This is a genomic window from Pseudoduganella dura, from assembly GCF_009727155.1.
Lineage (GTDB): Bacteria > Pseudomonadota > Gammaproteobacteria > Burkholderiales > Burkholderiaceae_D > Rugamonas > Rugamonas dura.
This window is the reverse complement of record NZ_WNWM01000002.1, coordinates 103,750-119,550: the sequence shown is the minus strand read 5'-3', so window position 1 is coordinate 119,550 and position 15,801 is coordinate 103,750. Positions and strand designations below refer to the sequence as shown.

The 15,801-nt window shown below is 67.4% G+C and carries 14 protein-coding genes; 3 read left to right on the top strand and 11 right to left on the bottom strand.

Annotated features, from left to right (window positions below):
- Positions 1-176: 176 nt before the first annotated feature.
- Both GJV26_RS00770 and GJV26_RS00765 read right to left on the bottom strand, forming a co-directional pair.
- Positions 177-791: a response regulator transcription factor gene (locus tag GJV26_RS00770; protein WP_155706797.1), complete on the bottom strand. Its 615-nt coding sequence runs from the start codon at positions 789-791 to the stop codon at positions 177-179.
- Positions 792-954: 163 nt separating this feature from the next.
- Positions 955-1,557 (bottom strand): response regulator transcription factor, encoded by a 603-nt coding sequence (locus GJV26_RS00765; protein ID WP_216643087.1) that lies wholly within the window; start codon positions 1,555-1,557, stop codon positions 955-957.
- A gap of 382 nt (positions 1,558-1,939) precedes the next feature.
- Between GJV26_RS00765 and GJV26_RS00760 the strand changes: the two genes are divergently transcribed.
- On the top strand, positions 1,940-2,137 hold the full coding sequence (locus tag GJV26_RS00760; protein ID WP_155706794.1) for a hypothetical protein: 198 nt from the start codon (positions 1,940-1,942) through the stop codon (positions 2,135-2,137).
- Between the two features lie 54 nt (positions 2,138-2,191).
- On the opposite strand, the gene GJV26_RS00755 is transcribed toward GJV26_RS00760, so the two are convergent.
- The 7 genes from GJV26_RS00755 to GJV26_RS00725 form a co-directional block, all read right to left on the bottom strand.
- Entirely contained in the window at positions 2,192-4,291 is a 2,100-nt protein-coding gene (locus tag GJV26_RS00755; RefSeq protein ID WP_229419125.1) for a TonB-dependent receptor, read from the bottom strand.
- 76 nt (positions 4,292-4,367) lie between these two features.
- The gene (locus tag GJV26_RS00750) at positions 4,368-5,732 is read right to left on the bottom strand and encodes a DUF3526 domain-containing protein (protein ID WP_155706790.1); all 1,365 of its coding nucleotides are present in this window, start codon (positions 5,730-5,732) and stop codon (positions 4,368-4,370) included.
- Positions 5,729-7,171: an ABC transporter permease gene (locus GJV26_RS00745; RefSeq protein ID WP_155706788.1), complete on the bottom strand. Its 1,443-nt coding sequence runs from the start codon at positions 7,169-7,171 to the stop codon at positions 5,729-5,731. Before GJV26_RS00745 ends, GJV26_RS00750 begins: the two co-directional genes overlap by 4 nt.
- Positions 7,168-7,875 carry an ABC transporter ATP-binding protein gene (locus GJV26_RS00740; protein WP_229427993.1) on the bottom strand — a complete coding sequence of 236 codons (708 nt, stop codon included), beginning with the start codon at positions 7,873-7,875 and terminating at the stop codon, positions 7,168-7,170. Before GJV26_RS00740 ends, GJV26_RS00745 begins: the two co-directional genes overlap by 4 nt.
- 277 nt (positions 7,876-8,152) lie before the next feature.
- Entirely contained in the window at positions 8,153-9,091 is a 939-nt protein-coding gene (locus GJV26_RS00735) for a PDR/VanB family oxidoreductase (protein ID WP_155706786.1), read from the bottom strand.
- Positions 9,088-10,188, bottom strand: a complete 1,101-nt coding sequence (locus GJV26_RS00730) for a Rieske 2Fe-2S domain-containing protein (RefSeq protein WP_155706784.1) — start codon at positions 10,186-10,188, stop codon at positions 9,088-9,090. The genes GJV26_RS00735 and GJV26_RS00730 overlap by 4 nt, the downstream gene beginning before the upstream one ends.
- A gap of 11 nt (positions 10,189-10,199) precedes the next feature.
- Positions 10,200-11,372, bottom strand: coding sequence for an ABC transporter substrate-binding protein (locus GJV26_RS00725; protein ID WP_155706781.1), 1,173 nt, complete (start codon positions 11,370-11,372; stop codon positions 10,200-10,202).
- Between the two features lie 169 nt (positions 11,373-11,541).
- Between GJV26_RS00725 and GJV26_RS00720 the strand changes: the two genes are divergently transcribed.
- Positions 11,542-12,441 carry a LysR family transcriptional regulator gene (locus GJV26_RS00720; protein ID WP_155706779.1) on the top strand — a complete coding sequence of 300 codons (900 nt, stop codon included), beginning with the start codon at positions 11,542-11,544 and terminating at the stop codon, positions 12,439-12,441.
- 188 nt (positions 12,442-12,629) lie between these two features.
- Here the strand turns inward: GJV26_RS00720 and GJV26_RS00715 are convergent, their stop codons facing one another.
- Together GJV26_RS00715 and GJV26_RS00710 are read right to left on the bottom strand one after the other, a co-directional pair.
- The gene (locus tag GJV26_RS00715; RefSeq protein ID WP_155706776.1) at positions 12,630-13,037 is read right to left on the bottom strand and encodes a type 2 periplasmic-binding domain-containing protein; all 408 of its coding nucleotides are present in this window, start codon (positions 13,035-13,037) and stop codon (positions 12,630-12,632) included.
- Between the two features lie 9 nt (positions 13,038-13,046).
- A complete protein-coding gene (locus GJV26_RS00710) occupies positions 13,047-14,243 on the bottom strand; it encodes a porin family protein (RefSeq protein ID WP_155706774.1) in 1,197 nt (398 codons plus the stop codon).
- A 326-nt stretch (positions 14,244-14,569) separates the two neighbouring features.
- Between GJV26_RS00710 and GJV26_RS00705 the strand changes: the two genes are divergently transcribed.
- On the top strand, positions 14,570-15,742 hold the full coding sequence (locus GJV26_RS00705) for an alpha/beta hydrolase family protein (RefSeq protein WP_155706772.1): 1,173 nt from the start codon (positions 14,570-14,572) through the stop codon (positions 15,740-15,742).
- Positions 15,743-15,801: the final 59 nt, after the last annotated feature.

Genomic DNA, 15,801 nt, shown 5'->3' with positions numbered 1-15,801 from the left:
GATGGAATATGCTGTTGCAACTTCCAGCATTGTGGCTGACCACCTGTCGGCGCGTCAGGAACGGAGGCGCTGCATGAAGCAACAGGATCGCAACACGTGTTGCAGTAATGAGTTCAACGCAGCGGTCAGGCAGCCCGTGCCGTGCCGGGCTCATCGCGACCGCACGCGCGATGCAGCTATGCCAGGCCGGCCATGCCCGCGTCGACCAGGCCACGCTGCGCCGCGATGACGACAGCATGGGTGCGCGCCTTCGCATCCAGTTTCGTCAGCAGGCCCTTGATATGGGTCTTCACGGTCCCGACCCCGATCCCCAGTTCCCGGGCGATGAGCTTGTTGCAATGGCCGCCCGCGAGCAGCTGGAGGACATCGGACTCGCGGGGCGTCAGCAATACGCGGGTCAGGCTGTCCGCGATCGATTTCGATACGCGGTCGGACAGGTAGCGCAGCCCTTCGGACAGCCGCTGCACGGCGTCGTGCAGATCATCGGCGGAACAATCCTGCAGCAGGTATCCATAGACACCGGCGTCCAGCGCATTCCGCACCTGGGCTTCCTTGTCGCACGAGGTAACGACGAGTATGTGCGGGCCGGGGCCGGCTTGCTCCGCGCGTTGCCGTGCCAGCTCGATGCCGCCCGCATGATCGGTGACCACCACGTCGGCCCTGGAACAGGCTGCCGCGCCGCCGTCGGTCGTGATATCGAATCCGGATTGCCGAGACAGGATGGACACGAGGCCGGCCGATACGACGATATCCGGGTGCGCAACATGGATCAGGGGACGTTTGCAATGCATGGTTGGTTTGCTCCAGTGATTCGGTGCCTCATGATGAGCCACCGCCCGTGCATGCGCATCACGAATTGGATTGCCTGGCGAGTAGGCGAATGACGGGACGGATGATTACCCCGATAGTGGTAATGCGCGGGTGTCCGGTGAAACGTCCGGCGCCGTGCCGGCATCATGGTTCGATAATGCCGCGTCGAATGGCGATCGTCACGGCATGTGTGCGGTCGGCCGCCTTCAGCTTTGCCAGGATGCTGTTCATGTGCGCCCGCATCGCTTCGTCGCCGATGCCGAGGAGCTGGCCCGCGCGCCTGTTCGTGTTTCCCGCGGCGACAGTGCGGAGAACCTCGATTTCGCGGCGGGTCAATGCATCCGCAACGATGTACGCCGCGAGCTCCGAGGCCACTCCGGGCGGAATGTGCGTTGCGCCGCCATGCACGTTCATGATCGCCGTGGCCAGCTCCGTGCGCAGCATGGTTTTCGGCAGACAGCCTTCCGCACCGGCTTCCAGTGAGCGCAATGCTTGCTCGTCGCCTTGATGAGCAGCCATCACGATGATGCGCGCATGCGGTGAGGATTTGCGGATTTCCACCATCGAATCGAGTCCGCCCATGACCGGCATGTGCAAATCCATCAGCGTGATGTCCGGGCGGTGCCGCACGAATTGCCGGATGGCTTCCAGGCCGTCTCCCGCCTGTGCCACGACAGCGAATCGACTGTCTCGTGAAAGAACCGTAATGATTCCTTCACGTAGCAGGGGATGGTCGTCGACCACCATGACGCGCACTCGATTGTCGTTTCCCGTGCTTTGCATTTCCGATCTCTTTTTCGCAAGCCGATGCGGCAAGGCTGCGGATACTACACCTCGCGACGGGCAAGATGTTCTCCTGCCCGGTGCCGCTCCCCTAATGGGGGAATGGCCGCTTACCTGCCGACCCGGATAACGGACAGCACCGCCTGCTGATCATCGGCGATGACGGCTTCGAGGTGCGCCAGGACCCCCATGAAGCCAGGCTCGGCTTGCTGGACCGCCCCAGGGCGTGGCACGTGAACTGACCGGCGACCGGGCCGCCGACGGATACCGGCGGCGGGCTGCTACGGTAAAATGGGCACAGGCACATCGTGTTGATCTGCCGGTAATGAACATGACAGGAACTGCTATGGCCAAGAAAGAAGAACTGGATGAAGAGACGCTGGCGTTCATCCAGTGGTGTATCGAAGTGGAAGGTTTCCTGGTGGCCGGCGGTGCTACCGTCCAGGAAGCGCAGGACCATATCGAAGAGCAGGTCGAATGGTTCATGGACCAGTTCTACGACTCGCTGACCCCGGAGGAAGCCGCCAAGGAAGCACTGGCCTGAGGCCCTTGCGATGCAATGACGCCGGGTTCGCGCACGCATCGAACCCGGCGCATGTCAGAAGAAGTACCGCAGCGCCGCTTCCACCTGGGCCTTCGGCACGGTCGATACGACCAGCCCGGCGGCGGTGCCGTAGGCGATATCGCTGGCGAACCGGTGCGGCTGGAGCGTGGCGGCCAGCGAAGCCTGCACATTGCCGGCATCGTAGCCGGCTTTCACGTTGTAGCGCACGAAGGTCGGCATGTCGCGTCGTGCCAGCGGCACACTCATGTAGTACGGATTGCGGGCGGTGACGTACACGTCGCCATTCAGCGTCAGCTTGCCCGGACCCGCCGCGGCACGGTACTGCGCGCCCGCCTTCCAGGTGTGCGCCGGCACGGACAGCAGCGCGCCGCTACCCGGCAACGGATTGTCGAGCCGCGCACGCAGGATGCGGCCGTAGCTCAGGTAGGTACTGAAAGCGCGCCCAGGCTGGTAACGCAAGTCCAGTTCGAAGCCGCGGCGCGTGGTCCGGCCGGAAGCCAGGAAGACATCGGGCGCCGTGTTGACGATTTCGTCGTCGTTTTCGATGTGATACACGGCTGCGGCCACGTTCCAGCCGGCCGCGGGGCGGGCGTTGATCCCCAGGTCGTGCGAGCGCACCTTGCTCGGGGCGATACCGGGGTTGATCCTGCCGCCCGGCGCGCCCAGCGGTCCCGGGTTCCCGCTCGGGCTGATCTGCTCGGCGGCCGGCGAGCGGAAGCCCTGTGCCACGTTCGCGAACACTTCCATATCCGGCAGGGCGGTCCAGATGGCGCCGTACTTCGGCGTGAACACCGCGCCCCGGTAGCCGGTCGACGCCGCCGGCAGCTTGCGGTTGCCCAGGTCGTAGTCGAAACGGTCGTAGCGCGCGCCGGCGTGCAGCTTCAGCTCCCTGGCTGCGCGATACTGGCCCTGCGCGAAGGCGCCATAGGTGACGAGGTCCAGGTCCTGGCTGTTGACGTAGCTGGCGGTCGGCTGGCCGTTGCGGTATTGCTGGCGCAGCGCGTCGCCCCGGTCCACCCGGCCTTCCAGTCCGGCCGTCAGCACGGCGCGCTCGCCGAACGTCCAGGTGTTGCCGGCACGCGCGCCATGAATGCGCCGGTCGTCGTAGCCGAACGTGTGCTGCGTCGTGCTGGTGGCGATGGCCCGGCTGCGTTCGAAGTCCTCGGCATAGGCGGTGGCGAACCAGCCGGCATCGCCCGTCGCGCGGCGGTTGAACACCAGGCTCTTGCGATGCGCGTCGCCGAAACCGGGCAGGCCGTATTGCGTGGCGTGCGGATCGAGCCCGGCCTCCATCGCAGGCAGCGACAGGTAGCCGGCGCCCGAGTATTCGGAACGGTAGTAGCTGGCCCGCAGGCTGTAGATGCCGTCGCCGATCGTCGCGGACAGCTTCCAGAACAGGTTGGCGCGGTCATTGCCGGCACCATGGCGGAATCCGTCCATCCGGTGGCGGTCGGCCACCAGCAGCGAACGCACGGCGCCGTAATCGCCGGACAGGGTCAGCGAGGCGCGGCGGCTGCCGTGGCTGGCCAGCGCGACCGCCGCGCTCGACGGCGTGGCGGCGCCGCCTTCGCGCGTGGCGATCGCGATCGCGCCGGCCCGGTTCTGGTCGCCGTACAGCGCCGACACCGGCCCCTTCACGACCTCGACGGTGTCGATCATGTCGGCGGTCATCCACTCCAGGAAGGCGGGACCGTGGCCCGCACCGCCCTGGCTCGATGGAATGTTCTGCGGCACGCCGTCGATGTAGATGGCGGTATCGGCGCCGTGCGTGCCCTGCGTGGCGAAGCCGCGCATGCGGAAGCCGTTGCCGGTATCGCCCTGGTCGATATTGTTGGCGACCACGCCCGGCACGCGCTGGAAGATGTTCGAGATGTCGCGGCCCACGTTCAGCGTGGCGATGTCGTCGGCGGTGATCGTGGTGACCGTGCCGGGCAGCGACCGTGCGCCGGCACCCGGATCGATGCGTTCGTCCCCGGCCCGGGTGCCCCGGATTTCAACGACCTGTGCCGGCGCGGGGCCCGCGGGGTCGTCGCCGGCCGTGGCGTGTCCCGCCAGCGCCAGGGTGACGAACGCGGCGCGCGAAATGGCCCGCGCAGGGCGGGAAGGCGGGGTACGGCGGTTAAGCGAGGCCAAGATGGGACTCCAGAAAATAGATGACACGATGGTTTGGTTGGTAGGCGCGCGGCGAGCTTCGCCTGCCGAGCGCCGGTCATTCCGCGCCATGCGGCCGCAGCCGGCCCAGCCGGGACAGGCCCGCCAGCAGTGCCGCCGCGGCCAGCGCGAACAGCGCCAGCGTCGCGGGCCACGGTGGCGACATGTCCGCCGCGGCCGGCACGAAGACCGGCCGCCTGGCGAAATCGGCGGTGCCGAAGCGGCGCTCGTCGAACAGGTAGCCGTAATAAAACTCGCGGATTGCCCGGTGGTGCGCCGCGATGCCGTCCTGGTAGGCCAGTTGCGCGGGCAGGTCGGTATTGGCAATCCGGTGCAGCACGCCCTGCGCGCCCACGCCGGGCAGCAGCCAGCCGAGGCGCACGGTCCACGCCTGCCGTGCCAGCAGTCCGGCGCGGTACTCTCGTACCTCGCCGGCCACGCTTTCGTCGCCCAGCTGGTGGAAGGCGAAATACCATTTCCAGTGGAAGCCGGCCGGCAGCGGCGCCGTGTGCTGCCACGCCGGATGGCTGGCAAGGAACCTGTCGAGCGTTTGCTGGCGCGGGACTTCCCACGCGCCGTGCACCGCCTCGCGCTGCGCCAGCATCAGGTCCACGCCCTGGTGCACCGGGATCGCGCGGATCAGCGCCACGTTGGCCAGCGCCGGCAGCACCAGCGTCAGCAGCGCCCAGGCGCCCATCAGCGCCGTCGCATGGGCCACCGCCCGCCAGGGCCGCGTGGCCACCAGCAGCGACAGCCCGGCCCAGAAGGCCACGCTTGCCGCGATCACGGCCAGCACGATGGCGGTCGCGCCGAAGCCGGTGCCCGAATACGCCGCCCCGGCCGCCGCCGGCAATGCCAGGCAGCCGAACAGCAGGGCGCAGCGCAGGCCGGCGCGGCGGCGCCACAGCCGCCCGGCATCGGGCATCGCCAGCAGCAGCCGCAGGCGGCCCGACTGGCGCTCGCCCGACACGAGGTCGTGCAGCAGGGCGATGACGAACAGCGGCGCCAGGTAGATCAGCACGAAGGCGAAGTCGAAACGGCCGGGCAGGGCGATCTCCGGATTGAACGTCTCGCCGTCGTGCAGCTGGGCCTGCAGGCCCAGCGCGCGGATACGCAACACGTAGGGCGCCACGTCGCGCAGGCCGAGCGCCAGGAACGCCGCGCCGGTGGGCGGATCCCACGTGTCGTAGAACGTGTAATAGGCGGCGCTGCCGGCGGTCGGGCTGTCCGGGTAGCGGGCGGCCAGCGCCGCCACGTCCTGCTGGTGCAGCGGCGCCAGCCTGGCGATGGTCTGGCGCTGGCGTTCCACCTCGTGGATGCCGGACCAGACGGCGAGCGCGGACAGCGCGAGCAACAGCAGCAGGGCGGCAACGGACAGCCGCGAGCGTACGACCAGGCGCAGTTCGAAGGTCAGCCAGTTCATCGCGCGATCCTCCCCAGGCGCCCGGCGAGCAGCCATGCCAGCGTGCCCAGGCCGGCCAGCCAGAACGCCAGGATGGCGCCGGCCGGCGCCGCGCGCCGCAGGGTGTCGTCCAGCGGCGGCGGCCGGTAGCGGAAGGCAGGGAACCGCTGCCAGTGTTCGCGCGACACGCGGTTTTCCCTGGCCGGGTTGGTGTCGTCGGCATAGGCGAGGCGTTCGGCCTGCAGCCGGTTCAGGCCCTGGATCAGCGTGTAGCGGTAATGCTCGCCCTGTTCGAGGAAGCCGCGGTAGCTCGCCAGGTCTGTGCCGGCGGCCGCCATCGACAGCCTGCGCAGCGCCAGCGCGGGGCTGATCCAGCCGAACGCGTCGATGATTTCGCCCTGGCGTTCCTGGCGGTCGAACGCCTCGCCCGCGTAGCGGTTGAACAGTTCGGTGGAGCGCCGCTCGCCTTCCATGCCGACCAGGCCCTTGAAGTTCACCGGCAGGTCTTCCACGCGGGCCACGCCGTATTTCTTCAGCAGGCCGTCGCGGAACGCGACGAACTTCGGGTCGTCCGGGTTGTGCGAGTCGCCCAGGGCCAGGTATTCGCGCTGCACATGGATCGCGTCCTCGAAGCGGGTCGGCAGCGCCACCGCCCCGTTGGCCATGGCGGGCACCCAGCGCGGCAGCAGGATCGCCAGCACGGTCCAGCACGTGAGCAGCAGCAGCAGCGCGTCGCGGCCCCGCCGCGCCAGCATCGACACCAGCACCACGCCCGTCGTCCACAGCAGCAGCCAGCCGGTGTAGCCGGCGGCCAGCAGCAGGGCCGGCTGCCATGGCGCATGGCCGCCGGCGGCAAGCCAGGCCAGCGCGGCCAGTGCCGGCAGCAGCGCCAGGCCGGCGAACCCGGCCAGGGCCAGCAGCTTGCCGAGCACGATCTGCCGGCTGCCCACGCCCTGCGCCAGCAGCACGCGCAGCGTGCCCGATTCCCGCTCGCGCGCCACGGCGGCATGGCCGAAGAAGACCAGCAGCAGCGGCGCCAGCACCTGCAGCACGAACGCCGGCGTCAGCTGCCCGAAGCGCAGCAGCAGCGATGTCTGGCGCACGTCGCCGAAATTGGCGCTGTTCTGCCGGTGCCCTTCGAGGAACAGCGTGTGGCCGGTGAAGCCGTCGATGCCGGGATCGAACGCGGCCAGCGGATTGGCGGGCCGGAACAGGAAGTGACCGTAGTGCACCATCCGGTGCGGGTGGCGGTCCGGCTGCCCCTCGAATTCCCCGTTCGCATGCGCCTGGTAGCGGGCGCGTTCGGCCGCGGCATTGCGCTGGTGCTCATAGGCGGTCAGCGCCGCCACCAGCATCAGCACCGTGAGCAGCAGCACGCCGGCCACCGCGGCGCGGTCGCGGAACAGCGCGCGCCATTCCTCGCGCGCGATGCGCGCGACAATCCCGTGGACGGCGCTCATGCCGCGTGCCCGCCATAACGCCGGTGCAGCGCGCGCACGTCGAAGCGGTCGTCGCCGGCGGCGGCCACTTCCTCGAGCAGGCGGCCGGCATCGATGAAACCGATGCGGTCGGCCGCGTCGGCCGCGCTGAGCAGGTCATGCGTCACCATCAGGATCGCCACGCCCTGTCCGCGCAGGACGCCAAGCAGGCGGTTGAATTCGGTGGTGGCCTGCGGGTCCAGGCCGGAGGTGGGTTCGTCGAGCAGCAGCGCCGGCACCTTGCGCGCCAGCGCCAGCGCGATCGCCACTTTCTGCCGCATGCCTTTCGAGAAGCCGGATACGCGGCGGTCGAATGCCGCGGCGGCCAGGCCGGCGGCCGCCAATGCCGTGTCGATCGCGGCGGGGCCGTCGTTCTGCCCGGCCAGGTCGAGCAGGTAGGCCACGTTCTCGCGCGCCGTCAGGTGTTCGTACAGCGCCACGTTCTCGGGAATGTAGGCCAGGCGCCGGCGTGCTTCGTCCGGCTGTGCGACCGGGTCGATGCCATCGACCCGCACGTGGCCGGCCGCAGGCGCGACGAAGCCCAGGAACAGGCTCAGCGTGGTGGTCTTGCCCGCGCCGTTCGCGCCAAGCAGCGCATAGATCTCGCCGGCCCCGATGTGCAGGTCGAGATGCTGCAGGATGGTCTTGCCGCCATAGCCGGCAACCACTGCCGAGGCCTGCAGCACATGGCCGGCGTGCGCGCCGGTGCCGTGACTGCTTGCGGGATTGCTTCCGGCATTGCTTCCGGCATTGCTTCCATTATTCAATCGATTCTCCCTGGTGGTAGCGGCACGCCGACGGCGCGTGGCATGGCAACGCTTTCTCAATTGGTAATGATAGAGCATTATCATTAGAAAGCGCAATGTGCCTGCTGTTGTCCATTCTTCAGACACGATCCGGCCGGCGGCGTGCGCCGGCCGGATCGTGTCGCGGCACGGGAGAAGGCGTTTTCGATGGAATTTGTTACAGGTCGACCGACAGCACCGGGGTCGCCGCCCGGGACACGCACGGCAGGAAGCATGCCGCGCGCTCCGCGGTGGTGAGATAACTGTCGCGATGATCGGCTTCGCCGCCGCGCACCCGCGTCATGCAGGTACCGCACACGCCCACTTCGCAGGAAGATTCGATGTCCACGCCGGCTTCCTGCAGGCAGGCCAGCGCGCTGCGGCCGGCCGGCACCGCAACTTCGCGGCCGCTTCGCAGCAGTCGCAGCACGAACGGCCGGTCGCCGGCCGCCGGCGCGGCGGCACCGAAGGATTCGGTATGCACCGCGCCGGCGCCGAACCGCGCGGCGGCCCGTTCGGTAACGGCGGCCATGAACGGCGCCGGTCCGCACGCATACACGTGCGTGCCGTCGGGCGCCGCGGCCAGCAGCGCATCGATTCGCGCACCCGTTTCGTCCGCGCTCAATGCGCAATGCATGCTGGTGGACGGCCCGAGCGGCGCCGCCTCCAGTTCGCCGGCGAACGGCACGAGGTCGGCCGCGCGGGCAAACACGGCCAGCCGGAACGATGCGCCGGACCGGGAAAGCGCGTAGACCATCGACAGCACCGGCGTGATGCCGATGCCACCCGCGAACAGCAGGTGCATCGGCGCTTCCCGCACCAGGGCGAATGCATTGCGCGGCATGCCGATGTCCAGCATGCTCCCTTCGCCGGCCACGTCATGCAGCCACGCCGAGCCGCCGCGCGACTGCGGCTCGCGCTTGACGGCGATCCGGTACCGCTGCGGCGACGGCGCCGCGCAGCACAGCGAATACTGGCGCGTGATTCCGTCCGGCAGCGTCACGTCCACGTGCGCTCCCGGCTCGTAGGGCGGCAGCGCACTGCCATCGGCGGCCGCCAGTTCGAGAATCCTCACCTCTGGCGTGGCATCGGCGATGCTGCGGATGACGGCTTTCATCGCGGCGCGCCTTCGGCATTGTTCCCGGCAGTGTACGCATTGAGCGACGCGATGATCCGGCGCGCGCGGTTGGCGCCCACGTCCACGTGGATGTCCACCACCGGCGGCTGGCGGAAGCGCTGCATGTTGTTCCACTGCGCCTCGATGATCACGCGGTCTTCCTCGAATGTGTCGGCGGTTTGCCTGTGCACCGTGTCCAGGTTGTCGGGCTGGTCCGGGTGGCTCGACGCGGCCATTGTCCAGAAGTAGTGCGACGTGGTCGCCGTTTCCGGCGTGATGCCGTGGAAGCCGCGCATGTGGAAGCCGCCGCGCTCCGGGTTGTCGATGGATTCCGACCCCGCGTCGACCGCGCCGGTAAAGATCTGCAGGTGGCTCACGTGAAAGTCGATCTCCTGCCAGCGGTCGATCGCGCCCTTGAACGGCCAGGCCGCGGTGTAGGTGGCCGGCGGCTGCGACGCCATCATCTTGCGCACCACGCGCACGTGCTCGCCGTCGGCGCCCACATTGGTCGGCGCTTCCATGTGCACGCGGGCATTGCCGCCGATGGTTTTCGTGTGCACGTAGCCGACATGGCTCAGGTCGAGCAGGTTGTCGTGGATCAGCTGATACGGCGCCCGGTAGTGAAAGGCACCGCCCCTGAAGCGGTAGCGCGGATCGGCGTGCGCCGGCACGCGCGGCGGTTCGCCGTCCGGCTGGCCGCCCCGTTCCTTGGCCATCCAGATCCAGATCACCTGGTCGACCACGGCCACCGGGTACGATGCCACGCGGGCCTTGGCCGGGATCTTGCCCTGGCCGGGCACGTCGATGCACTGGCCGTCCGCCGCGAACAGCAGGCCGTGGTAGCCGCAGCGCAGCGCGCCGTCCTCGACGCGGCCGCAGGAAAGCGGCAGGGCGCGGTGGCAGCAACGGTCTTCCAGCGCGGCGACCTTGCCGGCGGCGTCGCGGAACAGCACGACGGGGCGGTCGAGGAACGTGCGGCCGAGCGGCGCATCCTGCACCTCCCAGTCGAAGCCGGCGACGTACCAGCGGTCGAGCGGGAAGATGCGAGTGGAAATGCCGGGAGTGGAAATGCCGGGGGAAGTGTCCGCGAATGTCATGATGGTCTCCTTTAGTTTTTGACAGGGTCCTTGACCGCGTCGTAGCGGTCGATTTCATTGGCCACGAACGCGCCGTTCACCTTGTCGATGCGGCGGATGTAGATCGTCTGCACGATGTCGTTGGTGGCGGCGTCGATGGTCACGGTGCCGCGCGGGCTGGCCGCGCTGTAGCCTTTCACGGCGCGCATGAATGCCGGGCCGTCCGTGCTGCCGCGTGTCTTCTCCAGCGTGGCGGCGATCAGCGCCATGCCGTCGTAGGCGGATGCGGCGAGGAAGTTCGGTTCGAAGCGGCCGCCCACGGTTTTCGCGAACGCTTCGCGAAAGCGCGCGTTGTCGGCGCCCGGGCGCGAGTAGGTATAAAAGCCGGCCGTATGGATGCCCTGCAAACCCTCGCCGGCCTGCGCCAGCACATCCTGGTCGGCCCAGCCTTCGCCACCCAGGAAGCGGATGCCGGCCCTGTCCATTCCTTTGTCACGCCACGCCTTCATGAACGACACCATCGGCTGGCCGTTCGGCAGGAACACGTGCACGGCGTCCGGTTTCGCATCCTTGATGCGCTGCACGAAGGCGCTGTAGTCGACGGTGGCGAGTGGCGCCCGCACCGAGCCGGCGATCGTGCCCCCGGCCGCCCTGAACGTCCTGTCGAACCATTCCTCGCCGTCAAGGCCCGGCGCGTAGTCGGCCACGATCGAGTACACCCTGCGCGAGCCCGTCTTGTGCGCCCACTGCGCCAGCGGCACGACCGATTGCGCGATCGTGTACGACGTGCGGGTAACGTAGGGTGAACGCTTCGTGATGCCGGAGGCGGCGGCGTTCATCACCACCAGCGGGCGTTTCGCGCGGTCGGCCACGCTGGCGGCGGCCATCGCGTTCGGCGTGAAGATGAAGCCGGCAAGGATGTCGGCCCTGTCGCGGCTGACCAGTTCCGTGGCCAGGCGCTTGGCAACGTCGGCCTGCGGGCCGGTATCGTCGCGGTACAGCACTTCGATCCGGCGGCCGGCGGCGGTCGCATTGTTGAGCCGCAGCCAGGTGTCGATGCCGGCCTTCATCTGCGCGCCGCTGTGCGCGGCGGGGCCGGAAAGGGAAGTGATGACGCCGATCCGCACGGCGGCTTTTTCGGGTTCGGCGGCGGACAACGTGAAAGACAGGGCAAGCAGCGCGCTGCCGGCAATAAGGTTGCGCAAGATCGTCTCCTTTGCGGGGACGCCGGTCGACCCGATGCGGGTTTGCGGCGTTCCCTTGTGGTCGCGGGCCTGGACCGGCCCGTCGTGGAAGGATCTTCACGCAACGCCGCGTATCTGAAAATAGAATTTATCGCATAATCTGTATTCGAAAATGTAATGGAGTGCGGGCATGAAGGCTTTCGACATGAACCTGCTGCCGGTGGCGCTGGCGGTATTCGAGGAAAAGAGCGTCAGCGGGGCCGCCCGCCGGCTGGGCATGAGCCAGCCGGCCGTCAGCGTGGCGCTGAACAAGCTGCGTACGGCACTGGGCGACCCGCTGTTCGTGCGCACCACGCAGGGCATGCAGCCCACGCCGCGCGCGCTGGACCTGATCGCGCCCACGCGCGATATCCTGCAGCGGCTGGAGACGGACGTGCTGGCCCGCCGCGACTTCGATCCGGCCACCACGCGCAGGCGATTTACGCTCGCGCTGTCCGATATCGGCGAAATGACGTTCCTGCCGAAGCTGCTGGACCGGCTGCAGCGCGATGCGCCGGACGCGGCCATCAGCTCCGTCAGCATGCCGCCGGAAGACCTGGCTCGGGCACTGGAAAGCGGCGACGTCGACCTGGCGGTCGGCTATTTTCCCGACCTGCACCACCGCAACCTGTTCCAGCAGCGGCTGTTCTCGCACGATTTCATCTGCCTGCTGCGGCAAGGCCACCCTTACCGGGCGCGCCGGCTCACGCTCGATGCGTTCCTGGACATGGGACATGCCGTGATCAAGGCGGAAGGGCGCAGCCAGGAAGTGTTCGAACAGTTCCTGGGCCGGCAAAAGATCGGGAGGAGGGTGGTGCTGTCGACGCCGCACTTCATGTCGATCCCGTTCCTGATCGCTTCGAGCGACCTGGTGGTGACGGTGCCGCGGGCAGTGGGAGAATCGTTCGCGAAGCTGGCGGACATCCGGCTGCTGGAGCCGCCGCTGGACATTCCGCCGTTCGACCTGAAGCAGCACTGGCACCGCAAATACCACAAGGACGGTGCCAATGCCTGGCTGCGCGCGCTGCTCGTCGAGCTGTTCGGCGCCTGATGCCGACGCTGCGCGGTCAGGCAGTTATCGACGTTGGAAATACCGCCAGCGCCGCCGGTGTCGGACACCGCCAGGGGGCGGACACCGGTTTTCGCCTGCGTTGCCGGCCGGGAAATCCGCTGCCGGCATCGACTGCGTCGAACGCCGCTGACTGAAAGGCATCGGCGTCCGATGCCTGTTCAAGCCATTTACTGCAGCGTAAGGATGACCTTGACGGTATCGTCGACGGCCGATTTCTCGATGTAGCCGATGGCTTTCGGATCGTCGGCCACGGCCTTCTTCACCTCGGCGCTCGTCTTGAATTCCTTCGGCGCCTGCGCCTTGCCGGTAAAGACCAGTTTCGACCAGATGGCTTTCACCTGGGCGGCGTCCTTGTCGGTCACCTTCTTGTAGAACTCGTTGCGGATCGCCGAGCCGTCGGCCTGGTCGACCGGCGTGAACATCGTCGATTTGCCGAGGAAGAACTGGGCCGCCTGTTCGGAGAACATGCGGGTGGCCGGGTTCTTGGCGCTGACGATCACCACCGTCTCCGCGGCCGCGGGGGTGGCGGCCGCCGCGAACGCCGCAACGGTCAGTATGTGCAGTACTTTTTTCATGGCTGATCCTTAGAAGACGAAGTCGACGCCGGCAGCGAACACGGTGACGTTCTTGCCGACACCGGCAGCGGTCACGTCCTGCAGCAGGGCGTTCTTCACGCCCGGCTTCACGCGGTCGACCTGCACCTTCAGGGCTGCCGACTTGGCGAAGTCCCAGCGCACGCCGATCGTGTCCGACGATTGGGCGGTGCGCGCGAGCACGCCCGACATCGCGCCGTACAGCGCCGGAATATTGGCGAGACCCGCCGGAATGCCGACGGACGGCTTCGACTTGAAGCTGCCGTGCGCGTAGTAAGGCAGCACCTTGCCGAAGCGGTAACCCGCCATCACGTACCACGCGTCCGCATCGGCCAGGAACATCTTGTCGACGCCGCGGCGCATGCCGTATTCGGACTGCACCACGATGTTGTTCCAGTCCGCCATCAGGCCGACCGACGTGAACGAAATCACTTTCTCTTCACGCATGCTGAAGTCGCTTGCGAACTGGCCGAAGCCGGCATGGGCCACGGCATCCGCCAGCCCGTCCAGCGCAGGCTCGTTGACCGTCAGCTTGCCGCGCACGTGGGCCACGCGCAACGTGACGGGGCCGTGCTCGGCGGTGAAGGCGATCGCCGCGTGCGGCGACTGGAAGCGTTCGGCCTTGCCGGCCGACCGGCTGTAGACCTTGCCATGGACGATGCCCGCGGCGCCCTGCACCGTGAAGGTCGTGTCGCCCACGCTGTGCTGCCACGTCACATCCGCGCCATCGAGGTTTTCGAGGAAGTTCGAGCCATACAGCTCCGTCGGCGGACGAATCATCGTGTTGGCATAGCCAACGTTCTGGTAATCGGAAATCAGGAAGGTCGGCATCACCACGCGGCCGACACGCACCGCGATATCGTCGTTGACCTGGTACTTCGCGAATGCCCACATCAGTTCGGTGGTGAAGCTGTCGCCGGTCGACTTGCGCGACAGGATCTGCGTGGTGGCCGACAGCTTGTCCGAAAACTTGTACGTGGCCTGCAGGCCCAGGTTGGAATCGAGACCGATGGTCGTGGTACCGGCCGTGCCTTCGCGCTGGTTCGAGCGCACGTAGCGTGCTTCTTCGGTATTGCTCCTTGCCGCAGCCAGCGTGCCGAAGCCCGTGATGCTGAGGTTTTCGCCGCCGAGATCCGCCGCGCCGGCATGGGAGATACCAAGCGCGCCGATGGCGGCTGCAGCTAACAAGTTGAGTTTCATTCTGTGTGTTGTCCGTTGTTGTTCGATGTTGCCGCGAAGTGGGTGGCGGCTGCCGTTGCGGAATGAACGATAGGCGGATTGCCATGAGGCATCAAATATATTTCTTTCTTGCGTAGCCGTTTAACAATTTACTGTCGCCTTATTTCAACAATTGGCCCGGATTCGGGGCCAGGTATCGATCCGGCGGATGGCTGCCATGGAAATAATCCATTTTTCGGCAGGGTGCCGTTTCCTTATATTGCTGACAGGCGTTCTGCCGGCGCGGCCTCGATCCGCGAGCCGCGCCGCAACCTCAATCAATACAAGGAATCAGCATGTTCAAGTACTTCCCGACCAACTACGTCTGGAACCTGTCGGTCGACCTGGCCATCGAAATGGGCGCGAAGATGGGCGAGATCGAAGAGATGTGCGCGCCGCTGCAGGAAGCGGCCCGCCAGCCCGATGCCGACGGCACCCGGGCTTTCCGCGCCACGTGGGCGAACATGGCGGACAAGCTGTGCGGCCTGGCCGAGGAAGACGAGCGCCGCGGCCGGCTCATCTCCGCCGGCGACAAGTACGGGCGCGCCGCCACCTATTACCTGACGGCCGAACGCCTGCAGGCGCACGGCGCGCCGGGCCGCACCGAGCTGTACAGGCGCTTCCTCGACGTGTTCGCCCGCGGCATCCGCCTGGCCGGCGAAAACTGCGAGCGCGTGGAAATCCCGTATGGCGATTCGCACATCTCCGGGCTCTACGTGCGCGCCGAGGGCGTGGATGGCCCGGCCCCGATCCTCGTGCAGGTCAACGGCCTGGACTCCACCAAGGAAATGAAATACCGCGTTGGCCTGCCGCGCTGGCTGGCGCAGAGGGGCGTGTCGTCGCTGGTGATCGACCAGCCGGGCACCGGCGAGGCACTGCGCCTGCAAGGCATGACGGCGGTGTTCGACAGCGAGCGGTGGGCGAGCAAGGTGGTCGACTGGCTGGAATCGGAGTCGGAGCGCCGTGCGGAACTCGACCCGAAGCGCATCGGCCTGGAAGGCGTGTCGCTGGGGGGCTATTACTGCCCGCGCGCCGTGGCGTTCGAGCCACGCTTCGCCTGCGGCGTGGTATGGGGCGCGAACCACGACTGGCGCGACGTGCAGAAAAAGCGGCTGGCGAAGGAAGGCAGCTTCCCGGTGCCCCATTACTGGGAACACGTGCGCTGGGTGTGGGGCGCGAAGGACCAGGACGACTTCATGCGCATCGCCGAAAACGTGCACCTCGATGGCGTGCTGGACCGCATCAGGGTGCCGTTCCTCGTCACGCACGGCGAGAAGGATTCGCAGATCCCGCTGCACTGGGCGCAGCGCACGTATGACCAGCTGGTCAACAGCCCGCGGCGCGAGCTGAAGATCTTCACGGAACGCGAAGGCGGCGTGCAGCACTCCAGCTTCGACAATTCGGCCAATGCCGGCGCGTATATCGCGGACTGGGTGGCGGAGACGCTGGGCGGGCGGACCGCTGTCTGAAGACGAAATACCAGAACTCTCACGGTGACATCAAATGTCACGGAAAAAACCAGGAGACA